This is a genomic window from Actinopolyspora sp. BKK2 (genome assembly GCF_011291845.1).
Classification (GTDB): domain Bacteria; phylum Actinomycetota; class Actinomycetes; order Mycobacteriales; family Pseudonocardiaceae; genus Actinopolyspora; species Actinopolyspora saharensis.
This window is the reverse complement of sequence record NZ_JAANTE010000002.1, coordinates 668,277-694,096: the sequence shown is the minus strand read 5'-3', so window position 1 is coordinate 694,096 and position 25,820 is coordinate 668,277. Positions and strand designations below refer to the sequence as shown.

19 protein-coding genes, 1 tRNA gene and 1 riboswitch are annotated in these 25,820 nt (G+C 69.8%); of the genes, 9 read left to right on the top strand and 11 right to left on the bottom strand.

The genetic code is table 11. From position 1 onward, the window contains the following. Positions 1 to 332 precede the first annotated feature (332 nt). The gene (gene mfd, locus G9Q41_RS07005) at positions 333 to 3,974 is read right to left on the bottom strand and encodes a transcription-repair coupling factor (RefSeq protein ID WP_165631746.1); all 3,642 of its coding nucleotides are present in this window, start codon (positions 3,972 to 3,974) and stop codon (positions 333 to 335) included. A gap of 277 nt (positions 3,975 to 4,251) precedes the next feature. Beyond that, on the bottom strand, positions 4,252 to 4,668 hold the full coding sequence (locus tag G9Q41_RS07000) for a DUF4326 domain-containing protein (RefSeq protein ID WP_165631747.1): 417 nt from the start codon (positions 4,666 to 4,668) through the stop codon (positions 4,252 to 4,254). 172 nt (positions 4,669 to 4,840) lie between these two features. On the opposite strand from G9Q41_RS07000, the gene G9Q41_RS06995 reads away from it, so the two are divergent. Then, positions 4,841 to 5,371, top strand: a complete 531-nt coding sequence (locus G9Q41_RS06995) for a thioesterase family protein (protein WP_092526449.1) — start codon at positions 4,841 to 4,843, stop codon at positions 5,369 to 5,371. Positions 5,372 to 5,425: 54 nt separating this feature from the next. Here G9Q41_RS06995 and G9Q41_RS06990 read toward each other — a convergent pair whose 3' ends face one another. Next, positions 5,426 to 6,022: a TetR/AcrR family transcriptional regulator gene (locus tag G9Q41_RS06990; RefSeq protein ID WP_092526446.1), complete on the bottom strand. Its 597-nt coding sequence runs from the start codon at positions 6,020 to 6,022 to the stop codon at positions 5,426 to 5,428. 503 nt (positions 6,023 to 6,525) lie between these two features. Continuing rightward, positions 6,526 to 7,494, bottom strand: a complete 969-nt coding sequence (locus G9Q41_RS06985) for an acyl-CoA desaturase (RefSeq protein ID WP_165631748.1) — start codon at positions 7,492 to 7,494, stop codon at positions 6,526 to 6,528. Positions 7,495 to 7,943: 449 nt separating this feature from the next. Here G9Q41_RS06985 and G9Q41_RS06980 point away from each other — a divergent pair. The 4 genes from G9Q41_RS06980 (at position 7,944) to G9Q41_RS06965 (ending at position 12,673) form a co-directional block, all read left to right on the top strand. Further along, a tRNA-Gln gene (locus G9Q41_RS06980) sits at positions 7,944 to 8,014 on the top strand. A gap of 61 nt (positions 8,015 to 8,075) precedes the next feature. Further along, the gene (locus tag G9Q41_RS06975) at positions 8,076 to 9,809 is read left to right on the top strand and encodes a GGDEF domain-containing protein (RefSeq protein WP_165631749.1); all 1,734 of its coding nucleotides are present in this window, start codon (positions 8,076 to 8,078) and stop codon (positions 9,807 to 9,809) included. Positions 9,810 to 10,152: 343 nt separating this feature from the next. Next, entirely contained in the window at positions 10,153 to 11,652 is a 1,500-nt protein-coding gene (glmU, locus tag G9Q41_RS06970; protein WP_165631750.1) for a bifunctional UDP-N-acetylglucosamine diphosphorylase/glucosamine-1-phosphate N-acetyltransferase GlmU, read from the top strand. Between the two features lie 49 nt (positions 11,653 to 11,701). After that, the gene (locus G9Q41_RS06965; protein ID WP_242687145.1) at positions 11,702 to 12,673 is read left to right on the top strand and encodes a ribose-phosphate diphosphokinase; all 972 of its coding nucleotides are present in this window, start codon (positions 11,702 to 11,704) and stop codon (positions 12,671 to 12,673) included. Positions 12,674 to 13,248: 575 nt separating this feature from the next. Here the strand turns inward: G9Q41_RS06965 and G9Q41_RS06960 are convergent. Further along, complete coding sequence (locus tag G9Q41_RS06960; RefSeq protein ID WP_165631751.1) at positions 13,249 to 14,535, bottom strand: Nramp family divalent metal transporter; 1,287 nt, start codon at positions 14,533 to 14,535, stop codon at positions 13,249 to 13,251. A 388-nt stretch (positions 14,536 to 14,923) separates the two neighbouring features. On the opposite strand from G9Q41_RS06960, the gene G9Q41_RS06955 reads away from it, so the two are divergent. The 3 genes from G9Q41_RS06955 to G9Q41_RS06945 all read left to right on the top strand — a co-directional run bounded on the left by G9Q41_RS06955 (position 14,924) and on the right by G9Q41_RS06945 (position 17,170). Next, positions 14,924 to 15,547, top strand: a complete 624-nt coding sequence (locus G9Q41_RS06955; RefSeq protein WP_092526429.1) for a 50S ribosomal protein L25/general stress protein Ctc — start codon at positions 14,924 to 14,926, stop codon at positions 15,545 to 15,547. Positions 15,548 to 15,634: 87 nt separating this feature from the next. Then, positions 15,635 to 16,225 (top strand): aminoacyl-tRNA hydrolase, encoded by a 591-nt coding sequence (gene pth, locus G9Q41_RS06950; protein ID WP_092528007.1) that lies wholly within the window; start codon positions 15,635 to 15,637, stop codon positions 16,223 to 16,225. Positions 16,226 to 16,456: 231 nt separating this feature from the next. Next, positions 16,457 to 17,170, top strand: coding sequence for a hypothetical protein (locus G9Q41_RS06945; protein WP_165631752.1), 714 nt, complete (start codon positions 16,457 to 16,459; stop codon positions 17,168 to 17,170). A gap of 163 nt (positions 17,171 to 17,333) precedes the next feature. Here G9Q41_RS06945 and G9Q41_RS06940 read toward each other — a convergent pair whose 3' ends face one another. The 6 genes from G9Q41_RS06940 to rsmA all read right to left on the bottom strand — a co-directional run bounded on the left by G9Q41_RS06940 (position 17,334) and on the right by rsmA (position 24,391). Then, positions 17,334 to 19,130: an ABC-F family ATP-binding cassette domain-containing protein gene (locus G9Q41_RS06940; RefSeq protein WP_165631753.1), complete on the bottom strand. Its 1,797-nt coding sequence runs from the start codon at positions 19,128 to 19,130 to the stop codon at positions 17,334 to 17,336. Between the two features lie 76 nt (positions 19,131 to 19,206). Next, positions 19,207 to 20,160, bottom strand: a complete 954-nt coding sequence (locus G9Q41_RS06935) for a 4-(cytidine 5'-diphospho)-2-C-methyl-D-erythritol kinase (protein WP_092528004.1) — start codon at positions 20,158 to 20,160, stop codon at positions 19,207 to 19,209. 111 nt (positions 20,161 to 20,271) lie between these two features. Beyond that, positions 20,272 to 21,084: a MetQ/NlpA family ABC transporter substrate-binding protein gene (locus G9Q41_RS06930; RefSeq protein ID WP_165631755.1), complete on the bottom strand. Its 813-nt coding sequence runs from the start codon at positions 21,082 to 21,084 to the stop codon at positions 20,272 to 20,274. 157 nt (positions 21,085 to 21,241) lie between these two features. Continuing rightward, positions 21,242 to 21,928 (bottom strand): ABC transporter permease subunit, encoded by a 687-nt coding sequence (locus G9Q41_RS06925; protein WP_092526420.1) that lies wholly within the window; start codon positions 21,926 to 21,928, stop codon positions 21,242 to 21,244. Then, complete coding sequence (locus tag G9Q41_RS06920; RefSeq protein ID WP_092526417.1) at positions 21,925 to 22,944, bottom strand: methionine ABC transporter ATP-binding protein; 1,020 nt, start codon at positions 22,942 to 22,944, stop codon at positions 21,925 to 21,927. Before G9Q41_RS06920 ends, G9Q41_RS06925 begins: the two co-directional genes overlap by 4 nt. A 219-nt stretch (positions 22,945 to 23,163) precedes the next feature. Then, a riboswitch (SAM riboswitch) is annotated at positions 23,164 to 23,253 on the bottom strand. Positions 23,254 to 23,515: 262 nt separating this feature from the next. Next, positions 23,516 to 24,391, bottom strand: coding sequence for a 16S rRNA (adenine(1518)-N(6)/adenine(1519)-N(6))-dimethyltransferase RsmA (gene rsmA, locus G9Q41_RS06915; RefSeq protein ID WP_165631756.1), 876 nt, complete (start codon positions 24,389 to 24,391; stop codon positions 23,516 to 23,518). Positions 24,392 to 24,520: 129 nt separating this feature from the next. On the opposite strand from rsmA, the gene G9Q41_RS06910 reads away from it, so the two are divergent. Continuing rightward, positions 24,521 to 25,771: a cytochrome P450 gene (locus tag G9Q41_RS06910; RefSeq protein WP_092526414.1), complete on the top strand. Its 1,251-nt coding sequence runs from the start codon at positions 24,521 to 24,523 to the stop codon at positions 25,769 to 25,771. The last annotated feature ends 49 nt before the right edge of the window (positions 25,772 to 25,820 follow it).

Sequence of the window (25,820 nt, the reverse complement as noted above, 5' to 3'; positions counted from 1 at the left end):
CGCCGCGGCAACCCCGCCAGCATCTGCCCCGCGAACTCCTCGATCCGCGGAGCCACAACCTGCATCTCCTCCGGTGTCACACCTCCATCATCACACCCACCACCAACGAGTTAACAAAGCCCTACTATTCCTCGACCCGGGAAGGCAACACGGTGATCGTCTCCGAGGCCGCACCGAGCTCCGAGCACGGAAAACCCGATCGGGCCGCACTCCACGACGCCGCTCGGACGGCACTGCGCCATCCCGACCGGTAGCCCCGCGGGAAACGCCCCACGCGGACGGAGTGGTTGCGCCCGGGCGGGCGCAACCACCGGTCGCCTTCGTCGACGGCGTCAGGAGCTCTGCGAGACCGGCTCGGGAGCGGGGGCCAGCGACTCGACCAGCTGGCCGCACCAGTCGAGCAGGGCCTCGTCCCGCAGCTGCGGAGCCCCGATGCGCCCACCGGCCGCACCCTCCGTGGGCCGCGGAACCGACACCGTCCGCACCGCGGCCTTGTACACCGCCTTCGGGTACAGCCGCTTCATCCGCATCTGGGCGGACTCGGTCAGCTCCAGCGGGGCGAACCGGATCGAGGAGCCTTGCAGGGTCACCTCGGTGACGCCGTGCTGCCTGCACACCTGCCGGAAGGCCGTCACCTTCAGCAGCCGCTCCACCGGGTCCGGCAGCGGACCGTAGCGATCGGCCAGCTCGACGCGCACCGCCTCCAGATCGGCCTCCCCCGAGGAGGCCGCGATCTTGCGGTAGGCCTCCAGCCGCAACCGCTCCCCCGGAACGTAGTCGTGGGGGATGTGCGCGTCGACCGGCAGGTCCACCCGCACGTCGGTGAGCTCCTCGTCCTCCTCGGCGCCGGGACCGCCCTCCTCGCGGTAGGCCTGCACCGCCTCGCCGACCAGCCGCATGTACAGGTCGAAGCCCACACCGGCTATGTGCCCGGACTGCTCGGCCCCGAGGATGTTGCCTGCGCCCCGGATCTCCAGGTCCTTCATCGCCACGGCCATGCCCGCCCCCAGCTCGGAGTTCTGGGCGATGGTGGCCAGCCGGTCGTGGGCCGTGTCGGTCAGCGGCTTCTCCTGCGGGTACAGGAAGTAGGCGTACCCCCGCTCGCGGGCCCGTCCGACCCTGCCGCGCAGCTGGTGCAGCTGGGCCAGCCCCAGCGCGTCCGAGCGATCCACGATCAGCGTGTTCGCGTTGGAGATGTCCAGTCCGGTCTCCACGATCGTGGTGCACACGAGCACGTCGTACTCGCGCTCCCAGAAGCCCTGGATGATCTTCTCCAGCCTGTCCTCGTTCATCTGGCCGTGCGCGGTGACGATCCGCGCCTCCGGAACCAGCTCGCGCAGGTGCCGCGCCGTCTTCTCGATGTCGTGGACCCTGTTGTGCACGAAGAAGACCTGGCCGTCCCGCAGCAGCTCACGCCGCACCGCCGCCGCGACCTGCTTCTCGTCGTAACCGCCCACGTAGGTCAGCACCGGATGGCGTTCCTCCGGCGGAGTGAGGATGGTCGACATCTCGCGGATGCCGGCCATGCTCATCTCCAGGGTCCGCGGGATCGGCGTGGCCGACATCGTCAGCACGTCCACGTGGGTGCGCAGCTGCTTGATGTGCTCCTTGTGCTCCACACCGAAGCGCTGCTCCTCGTCGACGATGACCATGCCCAGGTCCTTGTAGCGCACCCCGGTCTGCAGCAGCCGGTGCGTACCGATGACGATGTCCACCTCGCCGGAGGCCAGCCCGTTGACCGTCTGCTCGGACTCGTGGGGATCGGTGAACCGGGACAGCCCCCTGATGTTGACCGGGAAGGAGTGCATCCGCTCGACGAAGGTGTTCAGGTGCTGCTGCGCCAGCAACGTGGTCGGGACCAGCACCGCCACCTGCTTTCCGTCCTGCACCGCCTTGAACGCGGCGCGCACCGCGATCTCGGTCTTGCCGTAGCCGACGTCGCCGCAGATCACCCGGTCCATCGGAACCGTGTTCTGCATGTCGGCCTTGACTTCCTCGATGGCGGCGAGCTGGTCACCGGTCTCGGTGTACGGGAAGGCGTCCTCCAGCTCGCGCTGCCACGGCGAGTCCGGCCCGAAGGCGTGCCCCGGGGCCGACTGCCTGGCGGCGTAGAGCTGCACGAGCTCGGAGGCGATCTCCTTGACCGCCTTGCGCGCCTTGGCCTTGGTGTTCTTCCAGTCCGAACCGCCGAGCTTGTTCAGCGTCGGCGTCTCACCCCCGACGTAGCGGGAGATCTCGTCCAGCTGGTCGGTCGGCACGAACAGCCTGTCCCCGGACTGACCGCGCTTGCTCGAGGCGTACTCCAGCACCAGGTACTCGCGGGTGGCGCCACCGACGCTGCGCTGCACCATCTCGACGTACTTGCCGATCCCGTGCTGCTCGTGCACCACGTAGTCCCCGGCCTTCAGGGCCAGCGGATCGACGGACTTGCGCCGCCGCGAGGGCATCCTGCGCATGTCGCCCGAGGAAGTGCCGCCCCTGCCCCCGGTCAGGTCGGTCTCGGTCAGCACGACCAGCCCCACCGCGGGGGCGGAGAACCCGTCCTCCAGGTTCGCGCGCACCACCGTCACCACGCCGGACTCCGGCTCGGCGGTCAGCCCCTCCTCCACGTGCTTGGCGGGCAGTTCCGCCTCGCGCAACTGCTGCACCGCCCGCTGGGCCGTGCCCGTGCCGGGCACCACGAGCAGCGCCGCACCACCGCCGGCCGTGTGGGCACGCAGGTCGTCGAAGGCGCGCTGGACCTCGCCCCGATACCGCTCGACCTGCTTGAGGTCGAGCCGCAGCACCCCGTCCGCGGCGCTCTCGGCCTCCTCCGCGTCCCCCGTCTCGCTGCTGAGCTGGGTCAGCGTCCACCAGGGGATCCCCAGCTCGCGGGTGTACTCGGTCACCTCGGCCAGGTCCCGGTAGGCCGAGGCCCCCAGGTCGATCGGCGCCTGACCGCCGTCGGCGGCGACCATCCACGACGCCTCGAGGAACTCCTCCCCGGTGCGCACCAGGTCGGCCGCCCTGGCCCTGATCTTCTCCGGATCGGACAGCAGCACGTGGGTGCCCTCGGGCACGAGGTCGCTCAGCAGCTGCATCTTGCCCGCGCACAGGGCGGGGATCAGCGCCTCCATGCCCTCGACCGGGATGCCGGAGGCGATGTTGTTGAGCATCTCGCCCAGCTGCGCGTCCCCGGAGTGCCCCTCGGCGAGCTCGGCCGCGCGTTCGCGGACGTCCCGGGTGAGCAGCAGCTCCCGGCACGGCGGGGCGTTCAGCTCAGCGGCCTGCTCGGCCTCCTGGTCGTCGCCGAGCGAACGCTGGTCGGCCACCGAGAACGGGCGGATCTCGGTGACCTCGTCACCGAAGAACTCCAGCCGCAGCGGGTGCTCCTCGGTCGGCGGGAACACGTCGACGATCCCGCCGCGCACCGCGAACTCCCCGCGCTTCTCGACCATGTCGACGCGGCTGTAGGCCAGCCCGGCGAGCCGCTCGGTGAGCTGCTCGAAGTCGTACTCCTGCCCGACTGCCAGCCGCACCGGGGTCAACTCTCCCAGTCCGGGGGCGACCGGCTGTATCAGGCTGCGCACGGTCGTGATCAGGAGGCGGAGCGGGCCGTGCGGGTGCTCCTCCGGGTGGGCGAGCCTGCGCATCACGGCCAGACGTCGCCCGACCGTGTCGGCGCGCGGGGACAGCCGCTCGTGGGGCAGGGTCTCCCAGGAGGGCATCACCTCCACGCCCTCCGGGCCGATCAGGGCCGAGGCGGCGGCCGCGATCTCGTCGCCCTCCCGGTCCGTGGCGGTCACCAGCAGCACCGGGCGGTCGGCACCCCCGAAGTGGCTGCCGGCCGCCAGGGCCGTGGCCACGAACGGCCGGGCGGCCGCGGGACCTTCCAGGGTGAGTCGGTCGGAATCCGCCGCGGAAGCGATACGCCCCAACGCCGGATCACGGGACAGGGTCTGCAGCAGTCCCGTCAGGGGACCAGCCTGGGTCATGAACAACCTCGCACCGCGACGAAGGGAACGCGGACACGTCCCGCAACCAGTGGCCGCGCCGCGAAAGTGACGTACCTCGTGTCGTGCGTCACCGGGCGCCGAAGGCCGGACTGACGGGCACCGCCACCAGCGTACGACTCCGCTCCCACGCGGATTCGACGACCCGTGCGGTGGGGGTGGCCCGCCCGCTCCCCGAACGCTGAGCAGGAGTCCCGCTCCGAGCCGAACGGCCCCGCCCGCGCGGGCACCTCCGGGTCCCGGCCGGGAGGACGGCGGGTCACCCCGCCCCGCGTCCCGCCCTGCGCGCGAGCACCTCGGCGTGACACGGCTCCGGGGCGCACCAGCAGCCCAGGGCCCGACCAGCGAGCTCGCCCTCGTCGATCCTGCGCAGCAGCTCGGGGCTTCCGTTCAGCCACTCCTCGTAGGCGTCCCGCGCTGCGACCCGGTCCGTGCGGGCCTGCTTGACGAAGGGGCTGGCGAAGTCGGACTCCGGCCATCCGTGGCGGCCCCCGCGATGTCCGACGTAGGTCAGCAGGTCCTGGGAGAGCAACCAGGGCACCAGCCGCCGGTGCGGACCGTTCCTGCGCACGTTGACCGCGGTCGCGCGGCCCGCCAGCACCCGGCGGGCACGTTCGCGCTCGTCCTCGCTCCAGGTCTCGGCCCCTTCGGGAAGGGACGGTGACCGTTCACTCATCGCGCCTCCTCACCGGGACTCCCCCGCGGGACCTGGCCGGGACGAACCGGTCCACACCTCCGCTGCCCGGCTGTGTCGCCGTTCACCGTTGCCCCCGGGGTGGATCGGACATGCTTTTACTCGCCGGTAACTTGTGTCGGGCGCCTTTCGGCCCCACCGAGGAGGGAACCTCATGAACATGCTGCTGCGCCTGCTCGTGCTCGCAATCAAGAACCGGTTCAGACGTGGTGTGGACCCGCTGGGACCGTGCACCACGAACTTCAGGGTGGCACCCACGGACCTGGACCTGCTCGGTCACATGAACAACGGGGTCTACTTCTCGATCTTCGACCTGGGCAGGATCGACCTGATGCTGCGCTCCGGACTGCTCCGCGCGCTGCGGCCCCACGGCTGGCACGCGGTGGTCACCAACGAGACGGGATCGTTCCGCCGCCCGCTGAAGCCCTTCCGCGCGTTCACCGTGCGCACCAGGGTGCTCGGCTGGGACGAGCAGCACCTGTACCTGGAGCACCGAGTTCACAGCGGCGGGAAGCCGACGACCACGGCCGTGATCCAGCTCCGCTTCCTCTCCAAGCGCGGCGAGAAGATCTCGCCCGACCGCGTGGCGCAGCTGCTGCCCAGCGGAACGGAACGCCCGGAGCTGCCCGAGTGGGTGAGCCAGTGGAGCAAGGCCAGTTACGAGCACCGCTCGCAGACCGGCTGACCGTCCGGCCTGCGTCGGCCTGCCGACATCGACCGCGGTGGCGGAGCGGTGCGCTCAGCCCCTGGTGCGCAGCACCGGGTCGTGCTCCAGGTGCGAGAGCCCGTTCCAGGCCAGGTTGACCAGGTGAGCGGCCACCTCGTCCTTGTCCGGGCGGTGCACCTCCAGCCACCACTGGCCGGTGAGCGCGACCATGCCGACCAGGGCCTGGCTGTACAGCGGAGCCAGCTCCGGGTCGTAACCGCGGGCGCTGAACTGCAGCCCGAAGATGTGCTCCACCTGGCTGGCTATGTCGTTCAACAGCCCGGAGAAACTCCCCCTGGCGCTGGCCACGGGCGAGTCGCGGACCAGGATGCGGAATCCGTCGGTGGAGTTGTCGATGTAGTCCAGCAGCGCCCGCGCCGCCTGCTCCAGCAGCTCGCGGGGGTGTCCCGCCGAGAGCGCGGACACTACGCGATCGAGCAGCGCCTGCATCTCGCGGTCGACCACCACCGCGTAGATGCCCTCCTTGCCGCCGAAGTGCTCGTAGACCACCGGCTTGGACACCTCCGCGCGGTGCGCGATCTCCTCGACGGAGGCACCGTCGAACCCCTTCTCGGCGAACAACGCCCTGGACACGTCGAGAAGCTGCTGACGACGTTCCTTGCCGGTCATCCGAACACGAGCGGCACCACGGGAACCGACCCCGCTCGGGGAGTCACTCCCCCGGTCCCGTCCACGTCGCTGTGCCGCCATGGGAGATCACCCTACGTACCGGCTGGTCAGTGCGTAAACGTGCCACCCGCCTTCGGTGCGGCGCCTGCGCACTCGATTCCCGCCTCGACGAGCGCGGGGCGGGCACACCGCGGTGCCCGCCCCCGTTTCGTGGGACTTCACTCGGCCCAGTCCCGCCTCCGGTCAGCCCGGTGGATCAGCCCTGCGCTCGTCGAAGCTCCAGCGCCGAAACCCCGTACGGGAGCTCCCGACCAAAAGGTTCACTCCAAGGCAAGCGCTTACGAGCCTGCGCAGTCGGCATCGCCGCGGGTTCTCTCGTGGTGCTCTCGCGAGGAAGGCCCGACGTTGTGTAGGTGGCTACCCGATGTCGGGCCTCGCCGGAGCGAGAGCCCGCGAGAGGTTCCGCCACGCAACCACCTACGGCACCCGGGCGGACAACTTCACTAGTGGGCCTGTTCGGTGGCCGAGATCCGCGCGAGCCTCTTCTCATTCGGCCAGCGCACCTTCCAGGCCCAGCCGATCTTCTCCAGCACCCAGATCAACCGCGCCGAGATGTCCAACTGCCCCTTCATCACGCCGTGCCGGGCGCAGGTGGGGTCGGCGTGGTGCGAGTTGTGCCAGGACTCCCCGAACGAGATGAGGGCCAGCGGCCAGAAGTTCGCGGCCTTGTCCCTGCTCTTGAACGGGCGCTCACCGATCATGTGGCAGATCGAGTTGACCGACCAGGTGATGTGGTGCAGCACCGAGACCCGGACGAGCCCGGCCCAGAAGAACGCGGTGAGCGCCCCCCACCAGGACCAGGTGATCAGACCGCCCAGCACCGCCGGGAGCACGAAGCTGGCCACCGTCCACAGCGGGAAGAGCTTGTTGATCCGCGCGAGCACCCGGTCCTTGAGCAGGTCGGGGGCGAAGCGGTCGGCGTTGGTCACGTCCCGCTCGAACAGCCATCCCATGTGCGCGTGCCAGAAGCCCTTGGCCAGGGCCGCGGCCGAGGCCCCGAACCTCCAGGGCGAGTGCGGGTCGCCTTCCCGGTCCGAGTAGGCGTGGTGCCTGCGGTGGTCGGCCACCCAGTTGATCACGGGCCCCTGCACGGCGCTCATGCCGGAGATGGCCAGCAGCACCTGCACGCCGCGGTTGGTCTTGAACGACTTGTGCGTGAAGAGGCGGTGGAATCCGACGGTGACGCCGAGACCGCTGAGCACGTAGAAGAAGACCGCCAGGGAGATGTCCACTGCTCCGAGCCCCCATCCCCAGGCCGCGGGGACGGCGGCGATCAGGGCGATGAGGGGAACGATGACGAACAGGTAGACCAGGGCCTGAGCGACGCGGGGACGTTGCCCCGCGGTGAGGGGTTTGGGCGCCGCGCGCCGGGGCCGCTGTTCGGCGCCCGCGCTTTCGGTCGGTGCGGTCATTTCGCTACCTCAACTGGATCGGAGGAACGGAGGTTGTACCGGCTTTTTCGGAAGCGGCCCACTACCGCGTGCGCATCCGGCTCTCGACGAACACCTCGCCGCCCGTACGACCGGAATGCACCGTTCAGCCTACGGCAGCGTAACCTACGGGAGCGTAGCTTTCCCAGGTTCCTTGCCACTCGGAGATCACCCCGTGGGATCCCCTGCTGCCTCAAGACTCACACCACCCGGGCCCGGAGTCCAATCGATCGCCCCGCGGCGGAGGACGATTCGGGGCGCGGACGGGAACCTCCATCCGGCTGCCGCTGCCGGAGCGGAACATGACATCATGTGTTCGGACACGGCAACGTGTGACCTGACGTCGCCGGTACGCCGCGTGACCGGTAGGCTGCGGCAGCGATACCGCACCGGGCGACATGAGGCGAACAGTGCGATGTCGTGTCGTGCGATCCGCCGTAGTGTAAAGGCAGCACCTCGGATTTTGGTTCCGATAGTCCAGGTTCGAATCCTGGCGGCGGAGCGACCGGCACCCCGGTTCACAACACGCGCCGACCGAGTCGGTCGGATTGGTCAGGGGGTGTGTGCCGCTGCGCGACGACGTGGTTGACGCGCGGGAGGAGGCGGCTGCTTCGCTCGGCGAGATGTCCGACGCGTGGGTGGTCGGTCGCGCCCGCGAACTTCAGGTCGTCGGTCAGCACAGTGACCCGCAGAGGCGGGAGTCCACCCTCCGCGAGGCGGACGAACTGCTGGCCGAAGCCCGTCGCAGGGGCAATCCCAGGATGATCGGGCAGCTCCTGTGCTGTTGCGTGACCTTGCGCCTGTGCACCCCCGGACTCGCCGAGCAGGCCGTTCCGCTGCTCGACGAGCTGCTCACGCACGCCCGCAGGCACCGGCTCGACGTGCTGCGCGCCGACGCGCACGCCCTCCGCGGCCGTCTCGCCCTCATGGACGGCAACGAGGAGAACGCCCTCAACCAGGCCGCCGAGGCCCTGGTGATCCTCGACGACGACCTGGTGCCCGACGCGACGCTCGGCAGGCGCTCCTGGGAACGCCTGCTGGCCACCGCGCTGATCGACATCGGGCGCGTGCTCACCCAGCTCGGGGTCTACGACATCGCCGACGAGGTCATGGCCCGGGCGCACCACCGGATCAGGGAGAGCGGCGGCCCCTACGAGATAGCCACGCACCTGATCAACCGGTGCCGGATGCTGCTCGGCTGGGGGCTGCGGCTCGAGCGGATCGGCAAGCAGGACGACGCGCACGCGCGGTTCGACACTGCCGCTCAGATCGCGCTCTCCATGGACGGGAGCTCGCAGGAGGGGTCGTTCCCCCGCATACCGGGGATGCAGGACGCCGAGCAGCTGCCCGTGCTCGTCGCAGCGTGCGCTCTCGCCGAGCCCGACCCCGCGCACATCGCGCGGCTGGAGCGGGTTTCGCCCCCCGAGCAGGAACTGCCGGTGCGGGAGCGGATCATCGTGGCGATAGCGCTGTTCCGCTGCCACCGGGCGGCGGGCCACCGGGACGCGGCGAACGAGGTGCTGTCCGCGATCAAGGAGGAGACCGCGGGGGACGTCTCCGAGCCGAGCCTGCGGATATCGCTGGTGCGCGAACACGCCCAGCAGACCGAGCTGGACCCGGAGAGCGCCAGCGCCGCGCTCCGGGACTACGCCCAGGAGCTGGAGTCGGAGCTGTGGACCATGCGCGCCTCGCGCAGCGCCACCCTGATGGCCCGGCTCGACCGCCAGCGGTTGAACCGGCAGCACCACGCGATAACTCGCCAGGCCATGCACGATCCGCTGACCGGACTGCCCAACCGCAGGGCGTTGGACGCGAAGCTGGAGAGCCTGCTGCGCGAGCCCGCCTCCCAGCCGCTCTCGGTGGCCCTGGTCGATCTGGACGGCTTCAAGGAGGTCAACGACCAGCGCTCGCACGCGGAGGGCGACGAGGTGCTGCGGGTGGTCGCGCGCACGCTGAGCGACACACTGCGCTCCGACGACCTGGTCTCCCGCTACGGCGGCGACGAGTTCGTGGTGCTGCTTCCCGGGGTGGCGCTGGAGGCCGCCGAGAGCGCCCTGGAGCGCGCGGTCCACGCGGTCGGCGGACTGCCCGGTTCCCTTTCCAGGGGGGTGACGCTGTCCATCGGCGTGGTCGCCATGCAGCCCCAGGAGGACGGCAACGAGGTGCTGGCGCGCGCTGACATGGCCATGTACCGGTCGAAGCGTCGCGGCGGCAACCAGGTGGCGGCCGTGTCGGTCGACTCCGCTCAGGAGCTCTCCCCCGAGCAGCCGATCTGGATCCCCCCGGAGGCGACCTGACGGTCCCGGTAGCTCGGCAGCTCTCCCGAGATCGGGCTCGGCGGGTTCCGCAGCGCAGACCGCACGGGCGGCGCAGTCCGGTGGCGACAGCTCGCCGCCGAAACCCGGGCGTTCGGCGACCACCGGGGGTAACATCCGGACCACCGGCACACCCGCACACCCGTACGAGGCCGGGGCAGCGGTCCGATACCGCGTCCGGGCGGTTACCCTTCACCCGATTGGACGTCACAGGCGCCGTTCTTCCCGTGGTCGTGAGGGCTCGGTTTCCGCGGAGCCCGGCACTGCCTGCGGGTGGGCACGGTGAGTCGACGTCGAAACCGCTGGACTCCGAGGGAGAGCATCGATGCTCGAGGGCGTCACTGCCCAGCCGCCTTCGGACGGCATGTCCTCCGACCCGGTGAGTGTGCTCGTGCTGGCCGCGGGCGAGGGCACTCGCATGAGATCCGCGACCCCGAAGGTGCTGCACCGGATCGCGGGAAGATCACTACTGGAACACTCCGTCCGCGCAGCCGCGGGTATCGCCCCCGACGAGCTGAGCGTGGTGATCGGGCACGGCAGGCAGGCCGTCGGCCAACATCTGGAACGGCTGGAATCCGAACTCGACCGGGGCATCACCCCCGTGGTGCAAGAAGAACAACTCGGCACCGGGCACGCGGTGCGGTGCGCGACGGACCAGCGGGACAGCGCTGGGACCGTGGTGGTCACCTACGGGGACATCCCGCTGCTGGACGCGGACACGCTGGCGAGTCTGCTGCGCGAGCACAGACGTCGGAACGACGCGGTGACGGTGCTCACCGCCGTGGTCGACGAGCCGCACGGCTACGGCAGGGTCCTGCGCGACGGCGCGGGGGACGTCACCGCCATCGTGGAGCAGAAGGACGCCGATTCGGAGCAGGCGGCCGTCCGGGAGATCAACTCGGGGGTCTACGCCTTCGACGCCCGCTTCCTCGACACCGCGTTGCGGCGGTTGTCCACCGACAACTCCCAGGGCGAGCTCTACCTCACGGATGTGGTGGAAATCGCCCGCGGCGAGGGGCGCGGGGTCGGTGCGCTGGTCTGCGCGGACAACTGGCTCGTGGAAGGCGTCAACGACCGCGTGCAGCTGGCCTCCGTGTCCGCGGAGCACAACCGCCGACTGGTGCGGCACTGGATGCGCGAGGGCGTCACGGTCACCGACCCGTCCAGCGTCTGGCTGGACAGCGACGTCGTGCTCGACCGGGACGTGGTGCTCGAACCGAACGTGCAGCTGCGCGGCGGCACGAGCGTCGCCGAGGGAGCTCACATCGGCCCGGACACCACGCTGACCGACTGCTCGGTCGGCACCGGGGCGCACGTGGTGCGCTCCCACGGGGAGAACGCCGAGGTGGGCCCCGCCGCCTCGGTCGGACCGTTCGCCTATCTTCGTTCCGGTACTCGATTGGGCAGCGACGGTAAAGTGGGAACCTTCGTCGAGGTGAAAAACGCCGAGATCGGCGAGGGAAGTAAGGTCCCGCACCTGAGCTACGTCGGTGACGCCACGATCGGAACGCACAGCAACATCGGGGCCGCCACGGTCTTCGTCAACTACGACGGCGTGGCCAAACATCACACGGTGATCGGTTCTCATTCCCGCACCGGTGCCGACAACATGTTCGTGGCCCCGGTACGGGTCGACGACGGTGCCTACACCGCGGCCGGATCGGTCATCACCGAAGACGTTCCTCCTGGCGCGATGGCGGTCGCCCGGGGGAGACAACGCAACATCGAGGGCTGGGTAGCCAAACGGCGCCCGGGCACAGCCGCCGACGAGGCCGCCCAGCGTGCGCTGGCCGACCGTGACAACTCCACCGAAACCGACGAGTGACACCCGAGCTTTTCAGCGTCAACGGGAGGGGACGATGACCGTGAGCGCCATGTCTGCGACGCCGAAGAAGAGCCTCAAGCTCTTCTCCGGACGCAGCCACCCGGAACTGGCCGAGGAGGTCGCCAAGCACCTGGACGTTACCGTCACTCCGCAGGCGGCGTACGAGTTCGCCAACGGCGAGATCTTCGTCCGCTACGACGAGTCGGTGCGCGGTTGCGATGCCTTCGTCATCCAGTCGCACAGCGACCCGATCAACGAAGCGGTGATGGAACAGCTGGTCATGGTCGACGCGCTCAAGCGCGGCAGCGCCAAGCGCATCACCGTGGTCATGCCGTTCTACGCCTACGCCAGGCAGGACAAGAAGCACAAGGGTCGCGAGCCCATCTCGGCCCGCCTGATGGCCGATCTGTTCAAGACCGCGGGGGCCGACCGCATCCTCACCGTGGATCTGCACACCGACCAGATCCAGGGCTTCTTCGACGGCCCGGTCGACCACCTGCTCGCCCAGACGGTGCTGTCCGACTACGTCAGGGACGCCTACTCCGAGGAGCGGATCACCGTCGTCTCGCCGGACTCCGGCCGGGTCCGCGTCGCCGAGAAGTGGGCCGACAACCTGGGGGGCACTCCGCTCGCGTTCATCCACAAGACGCGCGACCCCACCAAGCCCAACGAGGTGGTCGCCAACCGCGTGGTCGGTGACGTCGAGGGCAGGCTCTGCGTGCTGGTCGACGACATGATCGACACCGGCGGAACCATCGTCAAGGCCACCGAGCAGCTGCTGGAGTCCGGGGCCAAGGACGTGATCATCGCGGCCACCCACGGCGTGCTGTCCGGCCCGGCCGTGGAGCGGCTCTCCAACAGCGGGGCGAAGCAGGTCGTGATGACCAACACCCTGCCCATCCCCGAGGAGAAGCGTTTCGAGAAGCTCACCGTGCTCTCGATCGCACCGCTGATCGCCAAGGCGGTGCACCAGGTGTTCGAGGACGGCTCGGTGACCGGGCTGTTCAACGGCCAGGCATAACGCCTCCGGTGCCGGGCGGCGGAGTCCCGACTTCCCCGGGGTTCCGCCGCCCGGATCCCGGCTTGCCCGGACCTTCCACGGCGGTTCGCGCCGGGAGGCCTCCCCAGCGCGGCGGCTCCTCGTCACCTGCACGATCGGGCGTCTTCCGAGCAGCGAGGCCACTCATCCGACCGCCAGGAACTCCCGGAAGAAGGGCACCGTTCAGTCCAAGCGCTCTGAGCCTGCGCAGTCGGCACCCGCCGCGGATTCTCAGTCGAGTGCCCGGCGAGGACGGCCGACGACGTGGCGCAGGTAGCCACCCGGTGTCGGGGCACCCGCAGCGAGAGCCCGCGAGAGGTTCCGCCACCCGCACCGCCACGCAACCCCCTACGCCAAGCGAGTCCTCGAGAAGCCTGGCACCCCAACGCAGGTGCTCTGAGCCTGAGCAGTCGGCACCGCCGCGGGTTCTCAGTCGAGTGCCCGGCGAGGACAGCCTCGACGTTGTGTAGGTCGCTACCCGATGTCGAGGATCCCGCAGCCGGGCGCCGACTGAGGTTCCGCCACGCAACCACCTACGCGATCGGCAGTGCCGACCCTCATCCCCCGAAGTAGCCGAGCAACTTGTGCACTGCCAACACCCCGAACAACACCAGGCACAGGGTCAGCACGGTGTTGGACGCCCAGCGCGAGCGGTGGGCGGCGGGCATCCGGCGCGAGTTCAGCAGGAACAGCAGGGTTCCGGCCAGGAAGGGCATGAACAGCGCGCCGAGCACCCCGTAGGCGATGGTCAGCTGGAACGGCTGGTCGAGGAAGAGCAGCGCCATGGGCGGGATGGTCAGCCACACCACGTAGCCGCGGTAGGCGGTGCTGCGCGGGAGCGCCACCCGCTCGTGATCCTGCAACGAGTCGAGGCTTTCCGCGCGCGGCAGTCGCCAGGTTCGCCACCAGTCCGCGAACAGCAGGCTGACCCCGTTCCACACGCCGAGCAGCGAGGTGAACGTCACCGCCAGGAACCCGATCAGGAAGGGCAGGCGCGCCCACTGCCCGTACTCGGCTGCCAACCGTCCGCCCAGTTCGAGCAGCCCCTGGTCGCCCTCGGTGATCCCCTGCCCGAGCAGCAGTTCCGAACCGACGATCAGCATGGCCACCACGAACACGCCGGTCGTGACGTAGCCGACGGCGTTGTCTGTGCGCATGAAGGGGATCCAGCGCGGCGCGTGCCACCCCTTCGCCATGGTCCAGTACCCGTAGGCCGCCATGGTGATGGTGCCTCCTACGCCTCCCATCAGGCCGAGCACGTAGGCCAGGGAGCCGTCGGGCAGTCGCGGGGTCACCGCGCCGCCGAGCGCGGTCAGGTCGGGGCCGACCAGCACCGCCGTTCCCACCACGGCGACGAACATCACCCCGACGAGCAAGGTCATCAGGCGTTCGAGCAGGCGGTAGCGCCCGTACCAGACCAGGGCCAGGCCGAGCACTCCGCAGATCACCCCCCAGTAGCGCACGGACAGCCAGGGGAACAGGGCGTTCAGCGGGAGCCCGGTGGCGGACATGGCCGTGGCTCCGTAGACGAATCCCCAGATCACGATGTACACGCCGAAGAAGGTGGTCGCCCAGCTCCCCAGGGAGCGCCAACCGGCCAGGATGGTGCGCTGCGAGCCCAGGTGCCACCGCCCCACGGCCTCGCCGAGTCCCAGTTTGAACACGGTCCCGAGCAGGACCGCCCAGAAGAGGGTGTACCCGAATCGGGAACCGGCCACCAGGGTGGCCACCAGGTCGCCCGCCCCGACCCCGGTGGCCGCGGCCATGACCCCGGGGCCGACGCGGCGTAACCGACTGGCCCAACCGGTGTTCTCCGAACCGTCCACGGTGGTCTCGGCACTCATGCGGGTCAAAGTAATACCCGCAGGGCTGACACGGAAAGTATTGACAACACCGCGCGTCGCCATCGAAACCGCACGCACCCCTGCCCGAGGAGGTCGCGCGGAGGGTTCCGCCCCGCGCCGGAGACCGCGCGCGGCGTGGCCGCACCCACCGCTTGAGCAGCTCGAACAACCGGGGCATACAATGGCCTGGTTGCCTCGGCGAGGTCGGGTGAAATCCCGGCGTTATCGGCGTGGCGGCTGGCGATCGCCGGCGGTTCCGTCGGCGCATCGGCCCCGGTTCGGACTCCGGTGAGCGTTCGACGCTCCGTTCCACCACACCAGTCGCGCGTCGCGCCGCCGCAGGTCAGCGACTGATGCACGTCAGCCCGACGCCAAGGAGTACGTCACCGTGTCCGAAGTACGTCTCGCAGTGGAAAAGCGCACCGAGTTCGGCAAGGGAGCCGCGCGCAGGACTCGTCGTGCGGGCAAGGTCCCCGCGGTGCTCTACGGCCACGGTTCCGAGCCGAAGCACCTCTCCCTGCCCACGGTCGAGTTCGCCAGGGTTCTCCGCGAGAACGGCCGCAACGCGGTGCTGACCCTCGAGATCGAGGGCGACGAGAACGAGACCGCGCTGTGCAAGTCGGTCACCAGCCACCCGACCAAGAACTACCTCGAGCACGTGGACCTGCTGCTGGTCAACCGCGGTGAGAAGGTCACGGTCAACGTGCCCGTCGTGATCACCGGCGAGGCCGCCCCCGGGACCCTGGTCACCCAGGACACCAACGAGGTCCAGGTCGAGGCCGACGCCATGAACATCCCGGAGCAGATCGAGGTCTCGATCCAGGACGCCGAGGCGGGCACCCAGATCCACGCCCCGGACCTGACCATGCCTCGCGGCGCGACGCTGCAGAGCGGCGAGGACGTCCTGGTCGTCCTCGTGGCCGAGGCCCCGAGCGAGGCCGACATGGAGTCCGAGATCGACACCAGTGGTGCCGGTATGGTCGAGGAGGCCTCCGAGACCGCGAACGAGTGATCGCAGCGGTTCTCACCTTCGACGAGCGCGGCCGCGCGGGTGGACCCGCGCGGCCGCGCTCTCGGCAAGTACGAATCCGAGGTTCTCGTGACTACACCGGGCAGTGAAGGCTCCGACCAGCTCGCCCTGATCGTGGGGCTGGGCAATCCGGGACCGCGCTACGCGGGCAACCGGCACAACGTGGGTTTCCTGGTGGCCGACGAGCTGGCCGAGCGCATCGGCGGCAAGTTCAAGCGGCACAAGTCCGGGGCCGACGTCGCCGAGGGCAGGCTCGACGGCACTCGCGCGGCGCTGGCGAAGTCCCGTTCGCTGATGAACCTGTCCGGTGGTCCCGTCGCCGGGGCCGCCCGCTTCTACAAGGTCCCGCCCGAGTCGGTGATCGTGATCCACGACGAGCTGGACCTGGCCTACGGCACCGTGCGGCTCAAGCGCGGTGGCGGCGAGAACGGGCACAACGGTCTGCGCTCGATCAGCAAGTCCCTCGGCACCCGCGACTACCTGCGGGTGCGTTTCGGCGTGGACCGCCCGCCGGGCCGGATGGATCCGGCCGACTACGTGCTGCGCGACTTCTCCCGCGCCGAGCGCTCCGAACTGGGGTTCTTCGTCGACCGCTGCGCGGACGCGGTGACCGCGCTGGCGCAGAAGGGTCTGGAAGCGGCGCAGAACGAGTTCCACTGACCGAGGGGTCTCCGTTCCGCTGCTCGGCCTCCACGACGGGAACCGCAGCGCGGTGCACCGCAGCGCCGTGGCTCGAACGGTGCGGTTTCCGGTTCCGACGAGTAGCCGTCGGTGGCTGGAAAGAATGACGGTGGTCCTCGATAGTGGATCACTTCTTGTAGGGGGCGCGGTCTCCTCACCAGCATTCTGGTTGTCCCAAGCACCGCTCGGACCAGAATGCGAGGAGCAATCGTGTTGCGGAATCGTCGTATGCTTCGCCGCGCCGTCGTCGGCGTGACCGGTGTGCTCGCCCTGACCGTCGCACCGGCGACGCCCGCGGCGCTGGCCACGACTCCGGAGTCCTCCCCGGCGGAGTCCCCGCGCGCAGCGGAGCCGAGCTCGCAGCAGGGCGTCGAGAAACTGGCCTTCAGCTCGTCCGGAATGGAACTCGAGCTGGGCAACCAGAACTTCGCGATTCCGCTGACGGGAACGGTGATCATGGAGGGCACTCCCCCGGTGGTTCCCGGATCGACCACCGCCATCGATGTCCGGAATCTGACGGCGCACTCGATTTCCCCGGACCACAGCTCCGCCCCGCGGCAGGCCACCGCTGCCCAGCAGGGTCTCGGGGAGGTCCACGTCGAGCAGAGCTCCACGCCGAAGGCTTCGCTGACCATGAGCCAGAAGTTCCCGCCGAAGTTCGAGCAGACCGTGTTCCTCGACTTGAACATCACGATCGAGAACCCGCCCGAGGGACTGCGGGAGCGGGTGGCCCCGCGCTCAGCGCCGCAGGAACCCCTCGTCCTGACCACGAAGAACCCGGCCGAGATGCTCGGCAAGCTCGACAACTTCCCGCCGCAGGGCGCGCAGTACCAGCTGCAGAACCCGATCGAGCTGGCCACCGAGAACAGCCAGGAGACGGTGGGTCACGTTCTCGGCATCCCCGCCGAAATCGACGTCCTCTGAATCCCGGCACGTCGTGAGTCGGCCCGGTCTCCTCGCGCGCCGAGGAGACCGGGCCGAGACGCGCCCGGGGGGGTTCAGCGGTGCGACGCCTCCGGTCGGGGCTCCGGCCGGAACCCGCGCGAACCCGGCGAAGCAGCGCAGAACCGGTATCAGCTCAGCGGTATCAGCTCAGCTGCTCGGCGAGCTCCATCCACCTGTTCTCGAGCTCGTCCTTCTGCTCGCGCAGCTGCTGCAACTGGGAGTTCAGCTTCTGCAGCTGGTCCGGATCGTTCGCGGCCTCGGCCAGCTCGGTGTGCAGGTTCTGCTCCCGATCGGAGAGCTTGTCCAGTTGGCGCTCCACCCGCGACATCTCCTTGCGCGCGGCCCGCTCCTCCGAGCCGGACCGGCCGGATGATCCCTTGCCGGACTTGCTCTCCTGCTGCTGCGCCTGCTTGCCGAGGTTCTGGTCGCCGGACTCCAGCAGCGACTGCCGGTGCTGCAGGTACTCGTCGATGCCGCCGGGCAGGTGGGTGATACCGCCGTCCCCGAACAGCGCGACCACGTGGTCGCAGACGCGTTCGATCAGGTAGCGATCGTGCGAGACGACGACCAGGGTACCCGGCCAGCCGTCCAGCAGGTCCTCCAGCTGCTGCAGGGTGTCGATGTCGAGGTCGTTGGTCGGCTCGTCCAGCACCAGCACGTTGGGCTCACCCATCAGCAACCTGGCCAGCTGGAGCCTGCGCCGCTCCCCGCCGGAGAGATCACCGACCCTCGTCCACTGCCTGCCCTTGCCGAAGCCGAACCGCTCACCCAGCTGCGAGGCGCTCAGCTCGTACTTGCCGAGCTGCACGTGGGAGGCGACGTCCTCGATCGCCTCGAGCACGCGCCACTGGCCGGGCAGATCGTGCAGCTCCTGGGTCAGGTGGGCCAGCCGGACCGTTTTGCCCTCGACCCGCTTGCCGGAGTCCGGTTCCCGCTCGCCCGCCAGCAGGCGCAGCAGGGTCGTCTTGCCCGAACCGTTCACGCCGACCACGCCGACGCGGTCCCCCGGTCCGAGCCGCCAGGTCACGTCGTCCAGCAGCTTGCGGTCGTCCACCGCGAGGTCGACGTCCTCCAGCTCGATGACGGTCTTGCCCAGCCTCCGCTTGGCGAAGGAGACCAGTTCCACGGTGTCCCTGGGTTCCGGGACGTCGGCGATCAGGGACTCGGCCGCCTCCACCCGGAACTTCGGTTTGGAGGTGCGGGCCTTCGCCCCGCGCTGCAGCCAGGCCAGCTCCTTGCGGGCCAGGTTGCGGCGCTTCTCCTCGGCCTGCTGCGCGAGCCTGGCCCGCTCCGCCCGGGCGTAGACCCAGTCGGCGTAGCCGCCCTCGTACTGCTCCACCTTGCCGTCGACGACTTCCCAGGTGCGGTTGCAGACCGCGTCGAGGAACCAGCGGTCGTGGGTGACGATCACCAGCGCGCAGCGACGTGCCAGCAGGTGGTCGGCCAGCCAGCGCACCCCTTCGATGTCCAGGTGGTTGGTCGGCTCGTCCAGCACGAGGACGTCGAGCTCGCGCACCAGCGCCGCCGCCAGCGCGACCCTGCGCCGTTCGCCCCCGGACAGCTCGGTGGCCTTCGTCTCCAGCCCCAGGCTGGTCATGCCGAGCCCGTTGAGTATCGAACGCACCCTGGGGTCGGCGGCCCACTCGTACTCCTCGGTGAATCCCCGCGGGTCGAGCACGGCGTTGCGCACCGTCGCGTCCTCGGGCAGGTCGGTGCGCTGGGTGACGACAGCGCTGCGCAGGTCGCGCGCCTGGCTGACACGTCCGGCGTCGGGTTCTTCGAGGCCGGTCAGCACTTCGAGCAGGGTCGTCTTGCCCCCACCGTTGAGGCCGACGACCCCGATGCGGTCGGTTTCGGTCACACCGAGCGAAACGCCGTCCAGCAGCGGCCGGACGCCGTAGCTCTTCTCGACCGACTCCAGGTTGATCAGGTTGGCCATCGGGGGTGAGTCTCTCCGTTTACTACGGCGAATGCGCCACAAAAGGCGGTGAGCGGTCCCGGCGGGACCGCGCATTTCAAGCGTGGACCTGTGGTGGGGTGGGTCGGTCGGTTCGCTCGTCGCCGACCAACCGCGCCCCCGGCACCGGTCCCTGAGCCACACGTACCGTCCGGCACACCCCTGCCCCGGAGAGCTCCGCGGCCACCCGGACCGCCTCGTCCGCGTCCGTGCACAGGAAAGCGCAGGTCGGACCCGATCCGGAGACGATCCCGGCGAGGGCTCCCGCGTCCACACCGGCCCGCAGGGTGCGCCGAAGCACCGGGCGCAACGAGACCGCCGCGGCCTGCAGATCGTTTCCGAGCAGCAGCGCGAGCTCCCGCGGGTCCCCGGAGGCCAGCGCCTCCAGCACCGGTTCGACGTCACCCACCCGGCTGCCCGAGTTGCGGCGCAGCCGGTCCAGCTCCCCGTAGACCTCCGGGGTGCGCAGCCCGTCCTCGTGGAGCGCGATCACCCAGTGGTAGGTGTGCCTGGCCAGCACCGGCACCAGACGTTCACCGCGCCCGGTGCCCAGCGCGGTGCCTCCCTGCAGGGCGAAGGGGACGTCGCTGCCGAGCGCACCTGCGACCTCGGCGAGCTCGTCGCGTCCCATCTCCAGCCGCCACAGCGAGTTCAACGCGAGCAGCGTGGCGGCAGCGTCGGAACTGCCGCCGCCCATCCCGCCCGCCACGGGGATGCCCTTGTTCAGCGAGATCCGCACCCCCGGGTCCTCGGGGTCGCGACCACTGGCGCGGGCGAGCTCACCGACCGCCCGCCAGGCCAGGTTGTCCGCACCGGTCGGCGTGGAGTCGGCGCCTTCTCCGTGCACTTCGAGACCGGGCTCGTCGGAGGCCCGTATCGTGACCTCGTCGATCAGCGACAGCGCCTGGAAAACGGTCACCAACTCGTGGTAACCGTCCGAGCGACTGTCGCCGACCGAGAGGTGCAGGTTCAACTTGGCCGGAACCCGGACGGTGATCGGGGTAGGTACCACGGACAGCACGACTCCCAGGGTACGTGTTCGAAACAGCCCGTGGCGCGCGAGCTGGCAAGCGAGTCGTGTGCGCTCGCGCCCGTCCGGGATCGACCGAGGTCAACCGGCAGATCAGCTGGCCGGAATGACCGACTTGCCTCCGTACTCGCGCTTGATGAAGTCCTTCACCTGCTGGGACTGCAGCATCTCGACGAGCTTGTTGACCCGCGGGTCGTCCTGCATCTGCGAGTTGGTGACGACACCGTTGACGTACGGGTTGTTCTCGGTGGACTCGAGGGCCAGCGGGTCGTCGAGGTTCGCCTTGAGCGCGTAGTTGCCGTTGATCACGGCGGCCTGCACGTCACCCAGGGTGCGCGGGAGCTGCGCGGCCTTCAGCGTCCTTATCTCGAGGTTCTTCGGGTTCTCGGCGATGTCGCGGACCTCGGCCTCCTGCTCGGCGCCCTCCTTGAGCTTGAGCAGCCCCTGCTCCTGGAGCAGGTTCAGCGCACGCCCCCTGTTGCTCGGGTCGTTGGGGATCGCCAGGGAGGCTCCCTCCGGAATGTCCTGCACCGAGTCGTGCTTGTCGGAGTAGATCCCCAGCGGCTCGAGGTGCACGCCACCGACCCAGTGCAGGTCGCCGCCGCGCTCGGACTTGTACTCCCTCAGGAAGGGCTTGTGCTGGTAGTAGTTGGCGTCCAGCGAACCGTTGGCCACAGCGGCGTTCGGCCGGTTGTAGTCGCTGAACCGCTGGAGCTCGATCTTGACGCCCTCGTCCTCGGCGAGGTTGTTCTTGACGTACTCCAGGATCTCGCCGTGCGGCTGGGGCGTGACACCGACCTTGATCGCCGCGTTCGGGTCGTCCTGCGCCGCCGTACCGCCCGAGCAGCCGGCCAGCGCCAGCCCGCACACGGCGATCAAGGAGGCAAGAACTCTTCTGGTACGCATGTTCATCCCTTCGGGATTCGTTTCCGGTGGCGCGCGAGCACCACCGCTCGCTCGAGCGGAGGCCCCGCGGGCGCTTCACGAGGCACGCGCGGGCCCCATCGGACGGGAAGTTCTTCGTGGTCGCGGGCCGGGAGAGCTCCCAGCGGCCCGCTGTCGGTCAGACGTTGGCCAGGGACCGACGCCGGTCGACGAGCTTGGTCACCCAGTCGGTGAGCAGCTGCATCCCCCAGGCCAGCACGCCGAGCAGGACAACGGAGGTGTACAGCACTCTGTCGTCGTAGGCGTAGTACCCGTTCTGGATCGCCATGGAACCCAGTCCGCCGCCGCCGATGGCTCCGGCCATGGCGGCGTAGCCGATCAGGGCCAGCATGGTCACTCCGACCGCGCTGACCAGCGCCGAACGGGCCTCGCTCAGCAGGACGGTCCACACGATCCGCGGTTTGCCCGCTCCGGTGGTGACCGCGGCCTCCACCACTGTGGAGTCCACTTCGCGCAGCGCGTTCGAGGCCAGCCGCGCGAAGAACGGGATCGCCGCGATGGACAGCGGCACGATCGTGGCGGTGCTTCCGATGGCGCTTCCGACCAGCAGCCTGCTGAGCGAGGCGACCACCACAAGCAGCACCACGAACGGGACCGAGCGGACCACGTCCACGACAGCGCTGATGATCCGGTGCAACACGGGCATGGGGCTCAACCCGGCCGGTGAGGTCAGGTGCAGCCACACACCCAGCGGTAATCCGCCCAGCACGCCGATCAACGTCGAAACCAGCACCATGTAGATGGTCTCGATCGTCGCGGGACGTGCCAGTTCGAAGACCTCCGACCAGGGGGTCACTTCAGTCACGCGGCAACTCCATCAACGCTCACGGGAGCGCGGCGCACGTGCGCATCGCGCTCGATCATCCACTTCAGCGCGGACTCGGAACGTTCACCGGACAGCCCGATACGGAACTTGGCGACCGGTGTGTCCCCGAGCCGCGTCAATCCACCGCCGAGAATGGACAGTTCCACCCCGAACCGGCTCGAGGCCTCCGGCAGCAGAGCGCCCACGGCCGCGAAACCGACCAGCACGACCTCGGCGGTCACGTCGTGCTCCCCGCTGGGCGAGCGAACCAGCTCCGCCTGGTCGGTCTCGGGCAGCAGCGTGGAACCGATCCGACTGCCCGGCTCGGAAACGAGGTCCAGCACCTTGCCGTGCTCGACCACGCTGCCCTCCTCCAGCACCGCGACGTCGTCGGCGATGCGCCGCACCACGGCCATGTCGTGGGTGACGACCAGCACGGTCACCCCCAGCTCGGAGCGAGCGCGGTCCAGCACCGTCAACACCGAGTCCGTGGTGCTGGGGTCCAGCGCGGAGGTGGGCTCGTCGGCCAGCAGCACCGAGGGCTTCGCCGCCAGCGCGCGGGCGACGGCGACTCGTTGACGCTGCCCCCCGGAGAGGTGATCGGGGTAGACCGAGGCCTTGTCGCTCAGTCCCACGAGGTCCAGCAGCTCGGCCACCCTGCTGCGCCGTTGCGCCGCGGGCACCTTGGCCGACTCGAGCGGGAGGGCGACGTTGCCCGCCGCGGTGCGCTGCCGCAGCAGCGAGTCCCCCTGGGGGACGACCCCGATCTGGCGCCGAGCCGCACGGAGCCTGCTGCCGTCCAGGGAGGCCAGGTCCGTGCCGTCCACCCGGATGGCTCCGCTGTCCGGCTTCTCCAGCAGCGAGATGCAGCGCGCCAGGGTGGACTTGCCCGCACCACTGGTTCCGACGACCCCGCAGACGGTGCCGTCCGGGACTTCGAGGCTCACGTCGTCGAGCGCGGTTACACGGGTGTTGTTCTGGGTGAAGGACTTGCTCAGGTTTTCGACAGTGATCACGATCGAACTCCGCTTCAGCTCACCCCGGCGTGAGGACGTGCTTCATCGCACGCAGCCGGTTTGGGGAGGGAACCAGGGGCCAGTACGGGGATTCAGGCGCGGCGCCGACAGGCGGTCGTAGTACGACGCTCGAGGTCGACGACACGGCGCTCCGTCAAGCCGAGGCGGGTTGCCACGGGCTGCGCCCTCGCGGTGGCGGTGGAACTTAGAGACAAATCAACTCCATCGTTCCTGGCTGTAGCACCTGCCCGCTCCGGGTGGTTGCTGCGGCGTCTTCGAGCCAGATCTCTCAGCCGCTCAGGATGGACTCCGCACGAGAGTAGACATCATCGAAGACCGCGAATGCAAGTTGATGTCAGTCACTTTCCGCTGTTTGTCGCATTCATCACTCACACAGCGGAGTGAGCCGAGGCCGGGAACACGACCGCGCGTACATGCCCTCGCGCAGCGAAATCCCACGAGAGTGGTCGTGCACCCCGGTGGAGTCCCCACCCGCGCAGCGGGCCGCCCCAACAGCGGAGCGTGACGCCGAACGCCCCGGCAGCGCGCCCGGGACGGGCGGACCGACCGACTAGCGCTGTTCAGCGGCAGCCGCGACGGAGGCGAACTCGGCTATGGACAGCTGCTCCCCCCGCGCGGCGGGATCGATCCCGGCGGCCCGCAGCAGTTCCTCCGCCCGCGCGGGCGAACCGGCCCACCCGGCCAGCGCCGAGCGGAGGGTCTTGCGGCGCTGCGCGAACGCGGCCTCCACCACGGCGAAAACGCGATCGCGCGGCACCTCCGAAGGAGGCTCGCGCCTGGTGAAAGCGACCAGGCCGGAATCCACGTTCGGCACCGGCCAGAAAACGTTGCGGGACACCGCCCCGGCGCGCCGCACGGAGGCGAACCACGCCGACTTCGCGCTCGGCGCGCCGTAACTGCGACCGCCCGGTCCGGCGGCCATCCGGTCGGCGACCTCGGACTGGACCATGACCAGACCGTGCCGCAGGCTCGGCAGCTCCGCGAGCAGGTGCAGCACCACGGGAACGGCCACGTTGTACGGCAGGTTGGCGACCAGCGCCGTGGGAGGGCCGTTCCCCGCGGAGGCCTCCTCCGCCGTCAACCGCAGGGCGTCGGCGCACAGCACCCGCAGGTTGTCGACCAGGGCGGGGGCGTGCTCGGCCACGGTGCCGGGCAACCGTTCCGCCAGCGCGGAATCCACCTCCACCGCGGTCACCGAGCCGGCCGCGGAGAGCAGCGCGAGGGTCAGCGAGCCGATCCCCGGACCGACCTCGAGAACCACGTCCTCGGGTCCCACCTCGGAGGTGTCGACGATGCGGCGCACCGTGTTCGGGTCGTGCACGAAGTTCTGACCCAGCTTCTTGGTCGGACGCAGTCCGAGCTGCTCGGCCAGTCCGCGCACCTCGGCGGGGCCGAGCAGCCGCGCTGCCTGCGGTCGCTGCTCCACCCGACCGAACCTAGTAGGGCCGTCTCGGCCCGGCTCGCGCGGGTTCGCTCGCGGGCAGCGCGTCATCCCATCCGCCGACATTCGCCCGACGCGCGTTTCAGCACGATCGGCAGCGGGCAGTGCGCTCGCATGAAGTCACCTCGTGTTCCCATCACCGACAGCACGCCGGCCGTGCTCACCGAGGGCTACGCCTGGTTGCCCTCCCGCTGGAACAACGCGGCAGGCCCCCTCGTCCGCACCCGGCTGCTGGGGCAGCACGCGGTGGGTCTGCGCGGCCCCGAGGCGGTGCGCCTGTTCTACGACGAGCAGAACGTGAGCAGGAGCACGGCCGTGCCGGAGCCGGTGCTGAGCACGCTGTTCGGCCACGAAGCCGTGCACACCCTCGACGGACCCGCCCACCGCACGCGCAGAGCGATCTTCGGCTCCCTGGTGCGCGAGGCGGGCAGCACGAACGAGCTCGTCGAGGCCGTCACCGCCGCGTGGGACGAGGAGAGCTCCTCCTGGAGGGACCGCCCGCGGGTGGTGCTGTTCGACGAGGCGAGCAGCGTGCTCACCCGAGGGGTCTGCCGCTGGGCGGGCATCCCGCTGAGCGACGACGAGGTGCGCCCCACCGCCCACGACCTGGTCTCCCTGGTCGACGGGTTCGCCACCGGCGGCCCGCGCCACTGGCGAGCCCGGTCGGCCCGCAGACGTCAGCAGGACCGGCTGGCACGCCTGATCGAGGACGTGCGCTCGGGCAGGAGAACCGTGCCGCGGAACTCCGCCGTCGACGTGGTCGCTCGGCACCACGACTCCGACGGAACAGCGCTGAGCCCCCGCGTCGCCGCGGTGGAGCTGCTCAACGTCATCCGGCCCACCGTCGCCGTGTGCTGGTTCCTCACGTTCGCCGCGCACGCGCTGCACCGCTGGCCCGCCCACCGGGAGCCGCTGGGCGCGGACGATCCCGCCCGCACCGAGGGCTTCGTCCAGGAGGTCCGCCGCTTCTACCCGTTCGCACCGTTCGTCGGCGGCAGAGCGGTGCGGGACCTGAGCTGGCACGGCGAACCGATCCCGGCGGGCACCCTCGTGCTGCTCGACCTGTACGGGCAGAACCACGACCCCGCGCTGTGGAAGGACCCCTACGCGTTCGATCCGCGACGCTTCCTCGACCGCCCGGTCGACCGCGACGAGCTGGTTCCCCAGGGAGGCGGTGATCCGGACACCTCGCACCGGTGCCCGGGCGAGGACGCGACCCGCGCGCTGCTGCGGGCTCTCGTCCCCCGCTTGGCCCGACTGGAGTACGAGGTTCCGGAGCAGGACCTGACGATCTCCCTGCGCCGCGTGCCCGCTCGTCCGCGGAGCGGCTTCGTCATCGAGTCCGTCCACCCGCCGAAGCGGTGACCACCCAGCCGGCTCGGCGGGAACGAGAACGGGCCCGGGCGGAGAGGCA